Here is a 15,872-nt window from a genome sequence, read left to right as displayed (position 1 = left end):
TCCTTAATTGTCAACTATTTCTAAAAATAGCTTAGTTATGTTGGTTTTTGATATTCTCCCAACAACTCTCATATGGTTTTTGTCTTCTTCTTTATATTCAACAATTGGAATCGAATCTACTTCATGTTCTATTATTTTTTTTGAAGCCAATAAAACACTTGCTCCCTTAGTCAAAGTAACTACATTTGGAGTTCTTGTCATTATCATACCTATTGGCATCTTATTTATATCAGAACCTCCTATAGTTGCTTTTAATAAGTCCTTTCTAGAAACAACTCCACATAATTCTTCATTTTCATCTATAATAACTATACTCCCTACATCAGATAAAAACATAGTGACTATTACATCATATATACTTTCGTCTTTCTTAGCTAGTACAGGCATGCTCATTATATCTTCTACTGTTTTTTCTTTTATACTTTTACCAATTAAATTAATTTCACTAACTCCTGAATAAAAATATCCAACTTTTGGTCTTGCGTCTAGTATTCCTGTCATTGTTAATATAGCTAAATCAGATCTAAGTGTAGCACGAGTCACATTCAAGCTGGAGGCAATACTTTCACTCGTTATTGGTTCATTTTCCTTAACTATATCTATTATTTTTAGTTGTCTTTCATTAAGCTGAATAATAATCACCTTCTTTCATTGTGCTATACTTTTTATCTTTTCGTATCTTATATAGTATATTATATAACTATATATACCATTCTGTAAACAGATTTTTTATTGAATACGATATATTTTTTACCAAGTTCTTTTGCTTAAAGATATTTATTGTATATTAATGGGGGATATTTCTTTAATTAATAGAACTATATTAGTATTACAGTTAATATTATAATACATAATTGGCTATTTTAATTCATTTTATATTAAAATTTTTAATTATATTATCTTAAATATGAATATAAAATTGCAGAATTAATTTAAATTAAACCTACTAGTAAGATTTTTAACTGTAAACAAACTATAAAATAAGATTTATCAAAACACTCTCTCAAAAAATATAAAAAAATTTAAAAGGGCTGATTTTAAAATAACCATCAACCCTCTTTTAAATAACATCTATATTATATTATTATACAATAAATTTTATCCAAATATTTTTTCTTGTAATTGTCTTAAATGATATAAAGTAGTATCTTTTTCTATCTCTACCATATCATATGTTATAACTTCACCCTTTTTAATATCTTTAATAACTTTAGTCTTTTTACTGATTAAACCAATAGGTACAGCATTCATTTCTTTTGCAACATCATATTTTTCTATAGTGCCATAGCATGTATATGCACCATATCCATCCATATACTCACCTTTTTTCAAGTCTTTCTTAGCTATAGTCATAACTTCTGCAACTAATCCAGCTTTAGGCACTATTGTAGCCTTATGCTCTAAAACTGCCATTGCTGCTGATAAAGGAGTTTCTAAACTGCATAAATGATATGGTCTATATAATATGTAATTAGGTCCATCACCCATACTTAAGTATTTTAATTCATCATTAACTGCTTTTAATTTATGAGCAACTACAACGAAAACACCAGGTGCTATACCATTTACAAAATCAACTACACCATAATTATCTAATACTCCACCCTCGCTTTTTAATGCATATTTCTTAGGTACTTCATTAACTGTAGCTTCAATACCATGCCCACCTCTTACATCAGGTACAAATCCAGTTGCATTACACATTAAAGCCATTTCTACCATTGTTTTAGTACCTTCTTTAAAAGAAGCTATCATATGAGGTGAAGCTCCTTTTCTTTCTGCTTCTTCTTTTACAGTATCAGGATTACAGTCTAAATCTAGTTTATTGTTTTTACCTTTACCTACTACTCTAACTTCAAATCCCATTGCATCTGCAAAATCAAATAGACCCATTACTGCCCCTGGTTCATCTCCTGCAGAACCTGTAAATATTACTCCTGCGTCATCTGCTAATTTTTTAAGTATTGGACCAACAACACAATCAGTTTCAGCGTTTAACATTACTATATGTTTTTTATTTAAAATAGCATTTAGTGCTATTTCTGCACCAATTGCAATACCTCCTGTTGCATCTATAACTACATCTATTGACTTTGTTTTGCAAGCCACAAGAAAGTCATTACATGTTAATACTTTTCCTTCTTGTAATTTTAATTCTGCATCTGTTTCATTTGTTACATTATCTATGATTTCTTCTTCTATACCTGCATCAGTAAATGCTTTACGAGCTAATTCTAGATTTATATCTACAACAATAGATGCTTCCATTCCTTTCATATTTGCCATTTGACTTACCATTCCATTACCCATATGACCAGCACCTATAAGAGCTACTTTTATTTTTTTACCTTCTTCTTCTAGCTTTGCAAGTTTTCTGTTTAAATCTAACATATCAATTCCTCCTGTTATAATAATTTTATTTTTCAAATTAATAAATAGTTATTAAATCTCCAATCTTTATATCTGGTTTTCCAATTTCTACATGTATTTCTCCAGGTAAATTTACTTTATCTTCTCCATCAAATTTAATTGTACAGTGACCAATTTCTCTAAGAGTATTTTGAGCAATATCACCAACTGAAACTATACAATAATCTCGATTTCCTATTGTAAGTGTATCCCCTATTTCAACATTACTTTTTAATGTTGATATTGAATGAATTACAGATATATCTTTCAAATCTTCATCATTAATAGTTTCATCGTATATAATAAGACAGTTGCTTTCATTTATTAATTCTTCAACTAAACTGCCTATCCCACTTATCTTAACTTCATACTTCATGATATCCCTCCTGATAATTTATATTAGATTAATTAAAAGAAACATTTATTTTTTCTTTTATAAATTTTATAGCTTGTACAATACTTTCTTCATCTTTAAATTTTTGCTCTGCACTATATATGTCCAATCCTTTTATATCTTCAATCTCTTTAAACTTAGCCATCACTGTGCGACCTTTTAAAATTTCTCCACACTTTATAAATCCCTCTGAATCTGAAGATATAATAGCTATACTTCCTTTAGAAAAATAACTTTTCTTTTTTCCTGTAGACACTATATCGCCCATTTTTTTAGCTTTATTTAAGGCTTTGAAATATAGTTTATTCTGATTCATTACAAACAAAGTATTTAAAACATAAACAACAAATAAAATTATAAGTAGTTTCATATTTACACACCTTTCATAAATTAATTTGTTTTTTTAGTCCTATACAAAACTTATATAATATTCTCGATCAATACTTTTTTAAATTCTACAAAGCTTCTACATTTACTTATCTTATTTGTTAATTTTACATTTTGTCCTATCTTTAAAACTTCTTCATAAATCTTTACCAATAAATCTGAATCCACCTTATCCTCACATGGAAACATTGTCATAAGTATTATTTTTATACTTCTATTTGCATAAAATATTGGCTCTTCTAAAACCCCAACTGCCATTAAAAATTTATCTGACTTTTCATTTACAGCATGAGGAAATAATAAACCTTTATCAAAAACTGTAGGAGATTTTTCTTCTCTTTTGATTATATTTTTTCTAAAATTATCATCAATACATCCCAAATCCATAAGATTGTCCATCATTTTTTCTAATGAATCAAGTATCGTTTTTTCATTTAATATCATAAATTTATTTTCATTTAACAAATTATTTATTAGTAAATTTGGAGAATCAGTAGTATCTATGTTGCCTTCTCTTAAACATAATACGGTCTTTAATTGTTCCCTCAATTTATTTTCATCAAATATTGTATTGATTTTTAATACTATTGTATTTATATTTGATGTATCTAAATCAATAGTTGTAAAAACTATATCGTATTCATCTAAATTAATGTTTCTCAAATTAAAACTTGAAAGAGTATCAATTTTAGGATTATTTCCTATCAATTTTTCAACTCTTATTTTTAATAGTTTTGCTGTTCCAAGACCTGTCCCACATATAATTGCTATTTTCTTAATTGAATAAAATCTACTACTATTTCTTTCTAAGTATCCACTAAAATGAATTGCTATATAACCAATTTCATCCTCAGAAACTTCTAGATTATATTTTTTCTCTATTACTTTTCCTGCTATTTGTGCCAGCTTAAATGGAAGTATATAGTTTTGTTTGATTTCTTCTAACAATACATTTTTTAATTTTATATTAAATAATAGCCTGTTCAGTGTAAAACTAAGATGATATCCAAGTCCTACCCTTAACTCATCCTCATTTATAAAAATACCCATATCAACATATATCTGATTGAATATGCTTTCCATTAAATCATCAATATTTTTATTTATTCTACTACTATTTAAAGCACATTCTGATGCTGGTGCATTTCCACTTACTAATGGTATAGTTAAATAAATAATTTCTTCATCATTTAAAATATATTCAAATTTTTCTGATAAAATATTCTTTATTTCCCCAGCAATAAGATACTCATCATATGACTTAAGTAAATCAAATTTTACATCATACTCTTTTACTATCTTCTGTTCTTTTACTCTATACATCAAAACTACTATGTAATTAAAAACTTCTCTGAGCATTTCATCTGTAACATAAAAATTATTATTTTTAAATAAAGTCAATAATTCTTCTTCTAAACTTGCAATTTCTTCTTTTTTGATACATTTAAAGTACTTAGAATTATTTAAATCTTTTCTTGAATCTTTATACAACTGATTTAATATAAGTAACCTAATATCAAGTTCACTACCATGTAATTTCATTCCTGTATTTTGCTTTTTTACTAAATTCAAATTATAAGAATTTAATACCTTTTCTACATATTGAAAGTCATTTACTAGTGTAGTTCTTCCTATACACATCTCATCTGCTAGACTATCCAGTGTAATAAATCCATCTAGTTCTATCAAATAATTTAGTATAAACTCTGCCCTCTCTTCCTTTGAATTTAATGAAAATACACTTTTTTTATTCACATCAATAATCTTATTGAGTATTTGCTTATCTTTTATCTCTAGTTTATAGCCTTGACCTTTTATATATTTTATTATTGCTATGTTACTTCCTAAATCTTTATTCAATTGCTTTATATATGTTCTGACACTTCTGGTTGTAACATTCAATTCGTCTGCTATTGAATCAATACTTACAAACTCTTTTTTACTACACATAATCAATATCTTGAATATTTTACGGTCAATAGAAGGAATTTTCTCAGTTACATTCATTTTGCATCTCCTCCTTGATTTCATTCTAGTACAAACTTGAAACCAAATTAATACATAAAATTTCACTTTGCTAGAGGAAAATTTAGTATTAATCCAAATCAATAATCACTCTTAATTAATACTACAAAAGCTAGTCTTTCATTAACTAAAATTTTGACTAGCTTAAGTTTACATTTACAATTTTATTAATTAAGTTTAAATCTCATAACAACATAAAATACTATCTTAATGCAAATATTGCAACGCCATACGCAATAATTACAGATATTGGCCCAGTTATTAAACGAGAGTAAAATAATGCTGGTACTCCATATTCCACGGTTTCTGGTTCTGCTTCTCCTAAACTTAATCCTACTGGGACAAAGTCACAGCCAGCTTGCCCATTTATTGCAAATAAAGCAGGAAGTGCTAAATATGCTGGTATTGCACCAAGACCAATTTGTGTTCCTACAAGAGTACCTACTACCTGTGCTATAACTGCTCCAGGACCTAATATAGGTGATAAAAATGGAAGTGTACAAATTATTGATATAACTAACAAACCACCAATGTTTCCTGCAAGTGGTGATATTACCTTTGCAATCCAATCACCTAACCCAGATGCCAAAATAATTCCCATAAGCATACTTACAAATGCCATAAATGGTATTACATTATTCATTATCATTTGGATAGTATCTCTACCCGCATCATAAAACTTTGATACTACTTGTCCTGCTCCTTGCCCAATAGAAAGTATTATGTTTTTCTTCGCATATTCTTCTTGAGCTTTTGATTTTACTTCATTATAATTATCAGGCTTTCTAATAGAACTTTGACTTTCATTTTTATTTTCTTGAGATTTTTTTTGTGTTTCTTCACCATCTAAAATACTTATGCAATTAATATTAACATCTGATACATAGTATTCTTCAGTTATAAATTTTGCTAAAGGCCCTGTTTTTCCCACTGGATTTACATTAATTGTAGGTATTTTCTTCTTTGGATAAACCCCACACCTTGCTGTTCCACCACAATCAATAATAACTACTGCCACCTCTTCATCAGGAATCCCAGTTTTAAATCCATCTATAACCTCACAATCCAATAATTCTTTTATTTTTAATGTCACTTCATGAATACCACCAGCAGTCATTGACAATATTTTATTTCTAGTTGCTTCTTTTTTTATGTATAAAGGTCCTCCCCAACCAGAAGTTCCCTTTTCTATCTTTAATACTCTATTTGCATCCATTTTAAACCCCTCCTAAGCCTTATTTGTTGCTTTATTTTTTCTTGTTAAAAATGCGTACATTTTTTCTGTTACTACACCTCTTATAAAAATCACAATTAGACCAACTATAAAATACCATAATGCTAATGTAGTTGTTTCCTTACCTAATGTAGTTAAACCTGCTGAAATACCTAGCCATACAAAAAGTTCTCCTGCATTTGCATGTGGGAAAAGTCCTGTAATTGGATGTACAAATGAAACAGCTGCATCATAAAATCCTGCTTTATGTTCCTCTTTTAGAAATCTACCAAATGTATAACACATAGGATTTCCTAAGAAAAATACTGACACTAATGGAAGCAAAGTATATCTTGTAAAAGCATTTCTTCCAAGTTTAGAAGCCCATTTATTTACTCTTTCTTCACCAACTATTTTAATCAATGAGTTAATAGCTACCATTAAAACAATTAATGTTGGAAGAGTCCCTGATATAAGACCTACAAATTGTTCTCCTCCCTTTTGAAATAAACCAATAAACCACTCTGCACCTTTACTTAGACCTGTAATAACGTTTTCCATAAGATTATAACCTCCCTATAATTTCTTTAAATTTTTAATTTTATTGACTAGCTTTAATTCTACAAATTGCATCCTTTTTCTGTAAGATATACTATTATTATAAATGTTTTTCTTTGATTAATATCATTTTAATATAATATTTTTGATAAATTAATACATCTTTTTTCAACTTTGCAAAGGAAAAAGTTGTACTAATTAGAATTTTCAGAAATATACAAATTTTATTGTGACTATATTTTAAATTTTTCTTAGAAATTTAAGAACTTGTTTTTATTTATTTTATTATCGAAATTGTCGATAGCTACTATAAATAAAAAAATAGATGCTCTTTTCTGAGCATCTATTTTCTATTTCAACTTATTTTTAGTTTTATCTACAGTTATTTTATAGGTATACAAATATCAATCTGTGAATCTACATTATCAGGTCCTAAAAATCTTTCATCATATATCTCGAAATCATCTCTTATATCAATTTTTTCCTTTGTGCTTAAGAACCAAGTTCCCCATATATATTCATAAGTTTTATCTAGCTTGTCCAAGCTACCAGTATGAGTGAATACAGCGTATTTTCCTCCATCAATATTTTTTGAAACAAATAAACTTGGTATATTTTAATAGCTACTAACTTCAAGCCCTATTATTTCGTTAAATTCCATAGTTTCACTAAGTAGATGTATTTGTGGAGTTGCTTCACAAATTCCAAATGCTCTGTTTGATGGCAAAGTGTTTGGCACCATATTGTATACTTCTCTAAATTTTTCCCACAAACTAGGTAATGACTCATCTTCTAGTGTTACTTTTTCTTTTATACCAATTACTTTTATTGAATCTATCTCTTTTATAACTGGTTTGATTGTTACATTTTCAACTAAATGTTTCATAAAATCTAATTCTAGTTTTTTCTTCTTTCCAACAAATACATCTATTCTATTTTTTCTATATTCTATGGGACTGACCTTGTATATAGATTTAAATGCTCTACTAAATGCTTCTGAAGATTCAAAACCACTATCAATTGCTATATCTAGTACCTTTTTATCACTGTATAAAAGTTCTTTAGAACTATTAACTAATCTTCTTTTTTTTATATAACTTCCTACACTCTCACCAAACATAGATTTAAATAAACGTGTTAAATGATAATAAGAATATCCAGATTCTTTTGCTACATCATTTACACTTATATCTTCTTTTAAGTTATTTTCAATATATATTATAGCTTTTTCAAAATACTTTAAGTAATCCAAGGTTATACCCCTATTCTCTTTAATATTCTCAAGTATTATAATATTTTAAGTAACACTATTTTGTTTACTATACTAAAATATCATAAACAATGCAACATTATGTAGCACTTTCATTTTATTTTGTATATATAACTACATAGGATAATCAGAGTATTTCTTATTCAATTAATTTAAAAAAATCTGATGGTGATTTCTCTATATTTATATTTACAAGTTGTGTTGTATACTTAAAGTTATCATTTAAATAGTAACTATTCCAACCATTGTCTTCCAATCCACCCCATAAAATATTAAATTTTCCCATAGTTAGGTCCATAACTATACTTTTTAAAGTTCCAAAAAAATCATTATAATAATTACAAGATAGACCTTGTGGATATTTTGAAGTCAATAAATTAATTAAATCTTTCTCTCCAATCTTTTTAGAACTTTCTATATACTCTTTAATTAATTTATATCTATGAATAGAATTGCTCATTGATTGTGGTTCTAGTTTATGAAGTTCCTCAATATGGACATGATTTGTAGAATGCAAAAATGATTCCCTTTCACTTTCTGCCTTATTTATTCTATTTATGTCTTTTCTTCCATCTAAAGTTTCTACAAGTGCAATATTTCCAGACTTATCTGCAATCAATAAATTAATATTATATGCTATTGGCATGTCTTCTATATATACCAATGCTTCCTCTACATCCTTACAGTTTTCCAACAAATATCTAATAACAGCCCAAAATTGTAAACCTACAACAGCTGGCTTTCTCAGTCCCTCTGAATTACCTACAGGTAAACCACAAGATGACTGACTCACACCTAAACCACATTCATTCATTCCCTCAGTTCTACCAAACTGCATTACTGTAGTCCCAATATGTGCGTATTTACCAGCTACCTTAGTTTTGCATAATACAAAATCCTCCATCTTGTGTGAAAAGTCAAAATTACGTGCAAATAGTACATGACCATTTTCAGTTAATTCTGGTGCTAATGCAACTTGACTACAACCTGGTCTAAGATATGTCATAGTATAGTATAAAATTTGATTCTGATTTACATGAATAGCATCAGCAAAACCTTGTAATTCTTCATTAAGCCCTGGACAATATTTATCAAATAACTCCACCATATGATTTTCTTCTTCTTTAGTTAAAGCATTAGATTTATTAATTTGTTCACCTATCAACTCTGGTATATTTACAATTGATTTTCCTAACTCATACCCTATTTCATAATTTGTACCACATAATTCGAAAGTTCTTACTTTTAAAGTCTCCATATTGTTTCCTCCTACATATATCTTGTATTTAATTTTATCATCAGAGCTATAACCTTTCATGATATTTTTTGCTATGATAAGTTAACAAATCTAAAAGGTCTAATAAGTACCAGATTTATATAGGATTATTTAAGTTTCTATATCATTTAAATCATATGATGTTTTTTTAATACTAGGCATAATACCTTTTTGTATTTCTTGTTGGGCTTGTTTTACTAGTGCATTATAATCATTCCCCTTCATTCTTTCTAAGTGTCATACATTTAGCAAATGTATTTCCTGTTTTTAAATATGTATATCCAGGCATTTCAAATAAAATTGGTTTTAATTTATCATAATCGATTTTGCTTTCTTCATTTAAAATTTCTTCGGCTGCATATGTATGACTTATTTTTAAGATGAAATTTTCAAATCCATTTGTTTCATAAATATCATCCACATAACATTCCATGTTTAGTTTTGATTCTTTTATTAGTGGTGCACCTTCATCACCTATTTCGTATTCAAATACTTTTGATTTATCAATTTTACTTCCACTTACACAACCAACATAATCTGCTTTTGACAACATATACTCATCTACAATATTTACAGAAAGCACTTTGCTTTCTTTAATTCCTTTATTCGTATAATGTGATTTTGCTAAACTTACCATAATATGGTCATGTCCAATAATACCTAAATGTCCTACTAACATCCAGTTAGGTCTTTCATTAATTACTACTCCAACTACTACTAATGGTGTAGGATATAATCCTATTACAGAACCTAAATCTTTTTTCATATATAATTACCTCTTTTATTTTATTTTTTATATTGTATTCCCTTAACTCAACGTAAGGTCAAGCATTATTTTTTATATTCATGCTTTTCTTTCCACTCCTTAACCATTTTTTGTGTTACAGGGTCACACAGGTTATAGTAATTTTCAATTTTATACTCAACAACATCTAAACATTCTTGAAGTTTACTAATCTGTGTAGTCAAATCTTCCTTTACTTCCACCAATATTTCTCTACGTACTTCCTTTGTATCATCATCAGAGCATGCAAGTCGTACATATTCAATAATAGCTTCTAAAGAAGCACCTGCTTTTTTAAACTTCATCACAAACTCAATCCAATGAATAGCACGTTCATCATAATCACGAATTCTAGATTTATTTTTAGGAATAGGTGGAATCAAACCAATCCTTTCATAATAACGCAAATTATCGACTGATATTCCAGTACGTTTTGAGGCTTCTTTAATTGTCATAAGCATCACACTCCTTATAATTATCTTTTTTTAATATACAACCTTAAGTTAACTTCAGGTCAAGTCTTTTTAAAAACTTTTTTTATAAATTAAAAAAGTAAATCAAAAAGGTGAACTATATAAAGTTCACCTTTTATTTTAGAGACTATACTTAAATGTAATTTATTATATTATAAATTTTATAATTTAATATGTTCAATCCCAATATATTTTATTTTAAAATTATATAAATGTATTTTTTAACACTTTAAAAAGGACCTAAATTAATCTGTACTGCAATCATCAAAAATATAAATCCTAAAGCTAATTCCATAAGTATTATCTTTGATGCAAATTTAAACCATCTTGTATAAGGGATATGAGCAATAGATATTCCAGCCATAAGAACGCCTAGCGTTGGTACTATTCCATTTGCAAATCCATCACCCATTTGGTAAGCTAAAACTGCAACTTGCCTAGGTATTCCAATAACATCTGCAAGTGGAGCCATAAGTGGCATAGTTACCATAGCTTGACCTGTACCTGAAGGTATAAAGAAATTGATTACAGATTGCATAATCATCATTGCTCCTCCACTAAAAATCCTAGGAACATAATTTAACACTAATGACAATCCATGAACTATTGAATCTAAAATTACTCCTTGTTCTAATATAACTACTATACTAGATGCAAATCCTATCAAAATAGCTGGATAGACCATCTCTTGCATCCCTTTTACAAATCCAGAGGCAATTTTATTTGGATTCATGCCATAGACTATTCCACATAAAATTCCTAGAGCAAAGAAATAAGCTGATAAATCCGACATTCCTAAAGAAAATTTTACAATCAATATCATCAGAACCAGTATTCCTCCAAAGAATGTAACTAATACTCTAATATTTCCAGAAGATAACTTATCCCCGACAGAAGACTCATCAATTTGCCAGTGACTATAATCAATGTCTGACACTAAACTTTTACTTGGGTCTTTTTTTATCTTTTTACAATAAAAAATTATATATGTAGAAAGTAAAATCATTGTACAAATCCAAAATATCCATCTAAACCACATACCTGAAAAAAGTGGTAAACCTGAAATACCTTGTGCTAATCCTACTGTAAAAGGATTAATAGTAGCTGAACCATAACCTGATGCAAGCCCTAACAATAAAATTCCTGAAGCAACTAATGCATCATATCCCAAAGCAATACATAAGGTCATCAATATAGGTAAGAATGCAATACATTCTTCATACATTCCTACAACTCCACCAGCTAGTCCAAAAGTCAATACTAGACACGTAATTATAATCTCACCTTTTTTGCTTCCTTTACTTTTGGAGATAACTCTACCAATTAGGGCATCTAGTGAGCCAGTAGAATTTACTACACCAAATGCACCTCCAATAATAAGTACAAAAAAAACTGTTACAGAATTTTTTCCAAGCCCGCTTGGTATAGCTCTGAATACATCCATTATACTGACAGGATGTTGTTCTCCATATGTAAAACTTCCAGCTTGCACAATCATATTTCCAGTATTTAAATCTTCAACTCTATTATATGTTCCAGAAGGAACAATGTAGGTCATTATGGCTGCAAATATAATTAAACCTATCATCAAAACATATGCATCCGGGAATGCTAATTTTTTCTTTTTGATTTTACTCTTATTAGTCATAGCCTAATCCCCTTTGTTAGAATTTACTCTTCTTTCATTTTTTTTAGTAATTCTGGTTCTTCAAATAAACGTAATCCTGTCAAAGCTAATACTTTTATTCCATCAATTACTCTATCTTTTGCATATGGCTTTATAGCTGCTTCTAAAAATTCTTTTGTATGTAGTTCTTCACCATTTTCAGAGAATTTTATCAAAGGATGTATACATGGCATAATTTGACTAAGATTTCCCATGTCTGTCGAACCTAATAATACCTGCTCATCGTCATCATATATACCAAATTCCTCCATAATGTTTGTAAAGATACCTGTTAAAACCTTGTTTGCATTTAAGCCTTGGCAAGTTGGCTCAAAATGGTAAAATTCAAGTTCACAGCCAGTAGCTATTGCAGCTCCTCTAGCACAATTTTTTACTTTTTCAACCACCTCGTCAAAGTAGTCTTGCTCTTTTGCTCGTATTTCTAGTCTTACTTTCCCCATGTCAGGTATTACATTTGCAGCAGTTCCTGCTTCTAGTATGATACCATGTATTCTAGTTCCATCTACCAATTGTTGTCTCAATGCATTTACATTATTATATAATAACACTACTGCATCCAAAGCATTTATTCCATTATATGGCTTAGCTCCTGCGTGGGATGCTTTCCCAGTAAATATAAAATCTAATCCTCCTATTGCTATAATTTCTGGAGTTACACAAGTCTTTGAGTTTGGGTGTATCATCATTGCAGCATCATAACCATCAAATACACCATGTTCTATCAAGTAAGGTTTTCCATCCCCAGTTTCTTCAGCTGGTGTCCCAATTATACTTACCTCTCCTTTGTAAGTATCTAGTATACTTGCAAGAGTTATTCCAGCTCCAACTCCCATGGAAGCTATCAAATGATGGCCACATGCATGACCATTACCTGGAAGAGCATCGTATTCTGCTATAAATGCTATTCTTGGACCATCGCTATTTTTCTTTGTTGCTTTAAAAGCTGTTGCCATACCTGCCAAATTTTCCTCAACCTCAAAACCTTCTTCTCTTAGAAATTTTGATATTTTTTTAGCAGATTTATACTCTTGTAGGGCAATTTCTGGTTCATCATACAAAGATTGACATAGCTCCAAAATTTTTTCTTTCTTTAAATCCGCAACTTGTATTATTTTTTCCTTCATATCAATCTTACCTCCCATTAAAATTAATTTATATATTTATTCATATAAGATAAAACAAACTTATATTTATTACATTAAAACCATTTCTACACTTATAGTAAAACCTAGTGACTTATTCAACAGTACAAATTTTTCTATCCATTATTTTATCTATTAAAATAAATAATCTTACTATATATACTAACCTTTAAAATAACAGTTTTGAATATAAATATGTATTTCTACATGTATAAACCAAATAACTAATAAGTAAAAATATAAACATATGCATTAAAAATTTATAATTTATTATATTGAGTTTACATAACTTTAATATCTATTTTGAAAGTCCAATTAAAACGTCTATATAAAATACTATAAAAATCATTAATTCAATTTAACTTCTGCTCGTTCTCTTTTAAGCATCTATTTTCCCAAAATTCAGCATTTTTTATATCCAATTCAACAGGATTAAAATTTCTATCAGCTCTTTTTATTCCTAATTTTTTCTGTCTTAGGTAATCATAATATGCTTTTATAGCTGGCCTTTGAAGTGTAAAGATAGCAATTAAGTTTATATATGTTAAAACGCCTATACATATATCACCTAATGCCCAACTTGTAAGTGGTTCTATAAAACAACACATTGCTGCACATATTATAAGCATAAATCTACAGACATTTATTATATGCTTTTCATGTTTTTGTGCTTTAATTCTAGTTACCAAATAAGATACATTGGTCTCCATCATATATGAGAATGCTAATAATGTTGTGAAGGTAAATAATAATAAAACTATTGCTATAAAAATATCACCTAGTTGAGGATGTAATGTATTTATTGCACTCTGCACATATTGTGGACCTGGCTCTACACCTGGTAATACAGTTAAAACTCCTGTAACATTGTATTTTCCTGTTATTATAATCATAATACCTGTAGCCATACATATTAATAATGTATCCACATAAACAGAGAAAGCTTGAACTAATCCTTGTTTAGCTGGATGACTTACTTCTGCTGCTGCTGCACCATAAGTTCCAGAACCTTCACCTGCTTCATTTGAATATATACCTCTTTTAACTCCCCAGGATATTGCTGCACCTAACATTCCTCCAAACATTGAACCAAATCCGAATGCAGATTTAAACATAGTTATAATAGCTCCTGGAACTAAATTTATATTTACTATGATTATCACTATTGTCATGATAAGATATGCTCCACCCATTATAGGTACTACCTTTTCAGCAAATAAACCAATTCTTTTAATTCCTCCAAAAATTATTATTCCTAATGCAATAGAAGATGTAACTGCAATTGTCATTCTTGAAAATCCAAATGCTTGATTCATTGCTAAGTATAGAGTATTTGATTGCGTCCCAGGCATGAAAAATGTATAACTTATGATTGCAACTACTGAAAATAAAATTGAACATCTTTTCCATCCAAGACCTTTTTCAAAGTAATACGGAGGACCACCTCTGTACTGACCATCATGTTCATCTTTGTATATTTGAGCTAGAGTAGATTCTACAAATGCAGTCGCCGAGCCTAAGGTAGCCATTATACACATCCATACTAATGCTCCTGGTCCTCCCATTGCTATTGCTACAGCCACACCAGCTATATTGCCAGTTCCAATTCTTCCAGCCATTGATGTAGCAAATCCTTGAAATGATGATATACCAACCTGAGAACTATCTCCTTCAAGTAAAAGGGTAAACATTTCTTTTATGTCTTTTATTTGGAAAAATTTTAATTTCAATGAAAAATACAATCCTATGCATAAGCACATTGCAACTAATACAGGTGACCAAACAATTCCATTAATGGTGTTAACTAAATCGGTCACTCAACTCACCACCATTCATTTTAATTTATAGACAATAATTTAAACAGCTATGTACTAATATTTTGTATAAACTTTATTTAACTCAACATATCTTATAGACTCATTTTTTATTTTATTTACCTTATTTCTATCTTTTAATATGTAAACTCCAACAATTATTACCAAAATTAAGAATATCAATTGATACATGAACATAAGTGTATAAATTTTTTAACGATATGTGCTTGACAGACAATCAAACAATATAAATTGAAATACATATAAGGAAAAGCCCAATACTACTACATAAATAGTACACTATTAATATGTAGCTAGATAATATATAGTTAGATTTCATAATTTTCTTATTCATCATTAGATATAAAATTGAGTGCAAATATCATCTATTACTAAAATCCATGTAAAATTTATATTAAACAAACTTATGTAAATATACA

At 28.7% G+C, this 15,872-nt stretch carries 15 protein-coding genes; all 15 read right to left on the bottom strand.

Annotation, left to right across the window (positions count from 1 at the left end; genetic code table 11):
* Nucleotides 1–3: 3 nt before the first annotated feature.
* The 15 genes from IC214_RS11830 to IC214_RS11765 all read right to left on the bottom strand — a co-directional run bounded on the left by IC214_RS11830 (nucleotide 4) and on the right by IC214_RS11765 (nucleotide 15,435).
* On the bottom strand, nucleotides 4–642 hold the full coding sequence (locus IC214_RS11830; RefSeq protein WP_227432626.1) for a helix-turn-helix transcriptional regulator: 639 nt from the start codon (nucleotides 640–642) through the stop codon (nucleotides 4–6).
* 456 nt (nucleotides 643–1,098) lie between these two features.
* Entirely contained in the window at nucleotides 1,099–2,391 is a 1,293-nt protein-coding gene (locus IC214_RS11825) for an NAD(P)H-dependent oxidoreductase (protein ID WP_227432625.1), read from the bottom strand.
* A 37-nt stretch (nucleotides 2,392–2,428) separates the two neighbouring features.
* A complete protein-coding gene (locus tag IC214_RS11820; RefSeq protein WP_227432624.1) occupies nucleotides 2,429–2,785 on the bottom strand; it encodes a PTS glucitol/sorbitol transporter subunit IIA in 357 nt (118 codons plus the stop codon).
* 28 nt (nucleotides 2,786–2,813) lie between these two features.
* Complete coding sequence (locus IC214_RS11815) at nucleotides 2,814–3,173, bottom strand: transcriptional regulator GutM (protein WP_227432623.1); 360 nt, start codon at nucleotides 3,171–3,173, stop codon at nucleotides 2,814–2,816.
* A 50-nt stretch (nucleotides 3,174–3,223) separates the two neighbouring features.
* The gene (locus tag IC214_RS11810) at nucleotides 3,224–5,197 is read right to left on the bottom strand and encodes a BglG family transcription antiterminator (protein WP_227482827.1); all 1,974 of its coding nucleotides are present in this window, start codon (nucleotides 5,195–5,197) and stop codon (nucleotides 3,224–3,226) included.
* Nucleotides 5,198–5,417: 220 nt separating this feature from the next.
* Nucleotides 5,418–6,431 (bottom strand): PTS glucitol/sorbitol transporter subunit IIB, encoded by a 1,014-nt coding sequence (locus tag IC214_RS11805; protein ID WP_227482828.1) that lies wholly within the window; start codon nucleotides 6,429–6,431, stop codon nucleotides 5,418–5,420.
* Nucleotides 6,432–6,443: 12 nt separating this feature from the next.
* Nucleotides 6,444–6,989, bottom strand: a complete 546-nt coding sequence (locus IC214_RS11800) for a PTS glucitol/sorbitol transporter subunit IIC (RefSeq protein WP_227432620.1) — start codon at nucleotides 6,987–6,989, stop codon at nucleotides 6,444–6,446.
* 379 nt (nucleotides 6,990–7,368) lie between these two features.
* On the bottom strand, nucleotides 7,369–7,599 hold the full coding sequence (locus tag IC214_RS21180) for a GyrI-like domain-containing protein (RefSeq protein ID WP_413926663.1): 231 nt from the start codon (nucleotides 7,597–7,599) through the stop codon (nucleotides 7,369–7,371).
* A gap of 3 nt (nucleotides 7,600–7,602) precedes the next feature.
* Entirely contained in the window at nucleotides 7,603–8,238 is a 636-nt protein-coding gene (locus IC214_RS11795) for a helix-turn-helix domain-containing protein (protein WP_413926661.1), read from the bottom strand.
* A gap of 157 nt (nucleotides 8,239–8,395) precedes the next feature.
* Complete coding sequence (locus tag IC214_RS11790; protein WP_227866687.1) at nucleotides 8,396–9,514, bottom strand: C45 family peptidase; 1,119 nt, start codon at nucleotides 9,512–9,514, stop codon at nucleotides 8,396–8,398.
* A 229-nt stretch (nucleotides 9,515–9,743) separates the two neighbouring features.
* Nucleotides 9,744–10,298: a flavin reductase family protein gene (locus IC214_RS11785; RefSeq protein ID WP_227835340.1), complete on the bottom strand. Its 555-nt coding sequence runs from the start codon at nucleotides 10,296–10,298 to the stop codon at nucleotides 9,744–9,746.
* A gap of 65 nt (nucleotides 10,299–10,363) precedes the next feature.
* Nucleotides 10,364–10,771 (bottom strand): MerR family transcriptional regulator, encoded by a 408-nt coding sequence (locus IC214_RS11780; RefSeq protein WP_227835775.1) that lies wholly within the window; start codon nucleotides 10,769–10,771, stop codon nucleotides 10,364–10,366.
* Between the two features lie 247 nt (nucleotides 10,772–11,018).
* Nucleotides 11,019–12,437 carry a TIGR00366 family protein gene (locus IC214_RS11775; RefSeq protein WP_227830743.1) on the bottom strand — a complete coding sequence of 473 codons (1,419 nt, stop codon included), beginning with the start codon at nucleotides 12,435–12,437 and terminating at the stop codon, nucleotides 11,019–11,021.
* Between the two features lie 23 nt (nucleotides 12,438–12,460).
* Nucleotides 12,461–13,600, bottom strand: coding sequence for a M20 family metallopeptidase (locus IC214_RS11770; protein ID WP_227866686.1), 1,140 nt, complete (start codon nucleotides 13,598–13,600; stop codon nucleotides 12,461–12,463).
* Between the two features lie 371 nt (nucleotides 13,601–13,971).
* Nucleotides 13,972–15,435, bottom strand: a complete 1,464-nt coding sequence (locus IC214_RS11765) for an alanine/glycine:cation symporter family protein (protein WP_227432613.1) — start codon at nucleotides 15,433–15,435, stop codon at nucleotides 13,972–13,974.
* Nucleotides 15,436–15,872 lie beyond the last annotated feature (437 nt).

This window comes from Clostridioides sp. ES-S-0190-01, assembly GCF_020658275.1.
In the GTDB taxonomy this organism is placed as follows: Bacteria; Bacillota; Clostridia; order Peptostreptococcales; family Peptostreptococcaceae; genus Clostridioides.
This window is presented reverse-complemented; position numbering and strand designations above follow the sequence as displayed.